2 protein-coding genes are annotated in these 3,978 nt (G+C 34.5%); both read right to left on the bottom strand.

The window, feature by feature from the left end; translation table 11 throughout:
- Positions 1 to 532: 532 nt before the first annotated feature.
- Positions 533 to 1,264: a S1C family serine protease gene (locus Q7J54_06395; GenBank protein MDO8741173.1), complete on the bottom strand. Its 732-nt coding sequence runs from the start codon at positions 1,262 to 1,264 to the stop codon at positions 533 to 535.
- A complete protein-coding gene (locus Q7J54_06390) occupies positions 1,261 to 3,969 on the bottom strand; it encodes an AAA family ATPase (GenBank protein ID MDO8741172.1) in 2,709 nt (902 codons plus the stop codon). The genes Q7J54_06395 and Q7J54_06390 overlap by 4 nt, the downstream gene beginning before the upstream one ends.
- Positions 3,970 to 3,978: the final 9 nt, after the last annotated feature.

Below are 3,978 nucleotides of genomic sequence, written 5' to 3'. Positions count from 1 at the left end.
AAATGAAAAAAGCTTTCCGAAGAAAGCTTTGTGATGATTTGTTTTGGTGGGTTTGGTTATTTATTTGGGTGGTGGGGTGGATTCAGTTTTGAAGGTGCTTTGTTGTTTTTTTGCTAATTAGATTAGCAATTTTTTTGAGATGACCGGCTAATTAAAGCTGATCCACTTTCAGTATACTATGGTATAGAACTTCGTCAACAGGCAAACCTGTGGATAACTTTCGTTTTAATTTTTGTTCTTTCTTTTTAATCTATCTCCATAACTTGATGGACATATTAATCCACTTGAAACGACATCTTTCTGGGATACAGACAAAACAGGCCAATACTATTCTTCCATTTACATGTTCAATAGATTGGTCTGCTATTGCTCCGCAAAAATCACACCTTGGCGTTTCGCCTTCTTTCAACCTGTAGTTTCTGCCTTTGTTTTTTTCTGGCCCACCATGACCTCTAAAACTAAAACCAGTAGCGGCCACCATTTAATGGTCCTCCAAAAAAGGGGGTTACTTTTAAATGAACTTCTTTTTAATTTACAATCCTAAAAATGTTTTTATAATACTTACTGGTATTGCTGAAACTCTACCATCTTGGTCAATATAATTTAATCCTAACAATTCGCCTGAAATATTAAATAACGGACTTCCCAAAACAACAGATTTTTCAGAAATGTTTGTTTTTATAGCGTTTTCATTAAAACTTCTTATTATCCCCTCGTTAGCAAGCCAGTCATCAGTTTTTATTGAAGAAACTGATGTTAAAAATACTCTTTGCCCTAATTTTATTTTATTGAAATCAGCAAAACCTACTGTCGGTAGATTATTTTTATCAATTTTAACTAAAATTAAATTTTTTTTGTAATCGGATTTTTGAATTTTAAAGTCTACTTTTTCACCGTTGATAAAAATATTAAATTTACTTCCCGCTGGAATTAAATTTGCAGAAATAACAATTAGTCCGTCAGAAGTAGTAATTAACCCTGAACCTATATAACTGCTTCCGGCCAAAGTGGTTACTTGTATTGCCACAGTAGATTTTAAAACCCGTTCAATAGCTGATTCCAAGGCAGTATTTTCTTGTATATAAATTTGCTCTTTTGAATTTATAATTATCTTGCCTGATTTAAAATCTTTAACGAATTGAAAATTTTCAAAATAAGTATTTGTAAGCAAATAAGGCAAAACAAACATATTAAAAATCAGGGCGCCCAATGCCCCTAATAATAAAACACCGACAACTATTAATATAGTTTTTAATTTTATCATCTGGCTGTTTTTTCTAATTTTTGATTCTCTCTTATCCTTGAGAGAATTTTTGGCGTATCAAATATAATTTTTCCGTTTTCTGCGTCAATTAGAACTCTACTGCCTTCTCTTATTTCGTTGACAACTATTTTAACAGACAACGGGTCTAAAATTAATCTTTGAATCACTCTCTTTAACGGCCTTGCGCCCAAATTTGGATCAAATCCCTCTTTCACCAATAATTCTTTTGCTTTTTCAGAAATTACTATTTTTATTTCTTTTGCCTTTAATCTTTTTTCAACTTTTGCCAATTCTAAGTCAACAATTTTTTTAATTTCTTCTTTTCTTAAATAATTGAAGATTACAATCTCGTCAATTCTATTTAAAAACTCCGGCCTAAACTGGTCTTTTAAGGAATTCATTATTTTATCTTTCATTGACTCTCTCTCGGCAACATCTTCTTTGGTGTTAAAACCGATTGAAGACATTTTGTTAATATAGTCAGAACCAACATTAGAAGTCATTATTATAATTGTATTTTTAAAAGATACCATTCTGCCCTTAGAGTCCGTAAGTCTGCCGTCTTCAAAAATTTGGAGCAAAATATTAAACACTTCAGGATGCGCTTTTTCAATCTCATCTAATAAAATTACTGCATATGGCCTTCTTCTGACTTTTTCGGTAAGCTGTCCGGCTTCTTCATAGCCAACATATCCTGGAGGAGAACCAATAATTTTGGAAACTGTGTGGCGTTCCATATATTCTGACATATCTAGTCTTATCATGGCTTTTTCGTCGTCAAACAAAAATTCGGCCAAAGCTTTGGCAGTTTCGGTCTTGCCGACTCCAGTTGGACCTAAAAATAAAAATGAGCCCAACGGTTTATTTTCTTCAGAAATACCAGCTCTTGCCCTTCTTATTGCTCTTGATATGGCTGAAATCGCCTCCTGCTGTCCAGTAACTCTTCTGTTTAAAATATCTTCCATTGTTTCCAGCTTCTTGGCTTCTTCTGTTATTAATCTTGTTACAGGAATTCCTGTCCAACGTGAAACAACTTTGGCAACTTCTTCTTCGGTTACTTCTTCTTTTAAGAAATGATGAGTTTTTTGAAGTTTAACTAATTTTTGCTCAACTAATTTTTGCTCTTTTAAAAGCTGTGGTATTTTACCATATTTTATTTCAGCTACTTTTTCTAAATCTGCCTCTCTTTGGGCAATTTCTGTCTGGTAAGAAAGTCCGTCAATTTTTTTTCTGATATCTTTTATTTTATTAATCAATGATTTTTCTGCGTCCCATTTTGCCCTGCTCTCTTTTGTTTTTTCTTTTAAATCGGCTAATTCTCTGGCAATTACTTTTAATCTTCTTTCAGAGCCTTTTTCTTTTTTTAATGCCTGTTTCTCTATTTCAAATTTTGTGATTTCTTCTTCAAATTTTTCTAATTCCTGTGGCTCTGATTCAATTTCTAATCTCAAAGCCGAAGCCGCTTCGTCCATTAAGTCAACCGCTTTGTCTGGCAAGAACCTGTCAGAAATATAGCGATTGCTCAATTCAACAGCCGCCTTAATAGCAGAATCTTTAATTCTTACTCCGTGGTGAACTTCATATTTTTCTTTGATACCTCTTAATATTGCTGTTGCGTCTTCGGCTGAAGGCTCTTGCACATAAATCGGCTGAAATCTTCTTTCCAAAGCCGGGTCTTTTTCAATATACTTTTGGTATTCTTTTAAAGTTGTAGCCCCGATTGACCTTAGCTCTCCGCGCGCCAAAGCTGGTTTTAATAAATTTGAAGCGTCAATTGCGCCTTCGGCAGCTCCGGCTCCAACCAAAGTATGAAGTTCGTCAATAAATAAAACATATTTACCGTCTGCGCGGCCAATTTCTTTTAGCAAGGCCTTTATTCTTGTTTCAAATTCTCCTCTGTATTTTGTGCCAGCAATTATTAATCCCAAATCTAATGAAATTATTTCCTTATTTTTCAAAAATTCAGGGACATTTCCCCTGGCAATTCTTTGGGCAAATCCTTCAACAATCGCTGTTTTACCAACTCCGGCTTCTCCGATTAGCACAGGATTATTTTTAGTTCTACGAGATATAATTTGCATTAATCTACGAATTTCATTATCTCTTCCGACTATTGGATCAATTTTACCGGCAGCTGCCAGATCAGTTAAGTTCCTGGTGTATTTCTCAATTACCTGATATTTTGACTCCGGCTCCGGGTCTGTAATTTTTTGTCCACCCCTGATTTGCGAAAGAATTTTTAATACCTGGTCATAATCAAGTTTTGAAGTTTTCAAATTATTTGAATTTTCTATAGAACCAAAAAAAGTAACTTTTTCTAAAATATCTCGGGCGCCTGATTTGGTGTCTAACAATGCTAAAAAGAAATGCTCAACAGAAATAAACTCGTCCCCCATTTTCATTGCTTCCTGGCGGGCTCTGTCTAAAACTTTTGCCATGTCCTGAGTTAAATAAAATTGACCAAGAACTGTGGGAGCTGCAATCACAGGAATTTTTGTAATTTGGGCTTCAATTTTCTTTTTTAAATTATCAATATCAACTCCTAATTTTTGAAGTATGGTTATAATGACAGACCCATCTTGCAAGAGCAAAGAAAAAAGCAGGTGCAGAGCATCTATTTGCTGCTGTCCTTTTTCTTGAGCCAGTTGCTGAGCCGACATTATTGCGTCCTGGGCTTTGTTTGTAAAATTGGTGCCACCGTTCATAGTTCATTA

Source organism: Candidatus Woesearchaeota archaeon (genome assembly GCA_030651135.1).
Lineage (GTDB): Archaea > Nanobdellota > Nanobdellia > Woesearchaeales > JACPBO01 > JACPBO01.
Note: the sequence above shows the minus strand (reverse complement) of the source record. Positions and strands in the feature narration are given on the sequence as shown.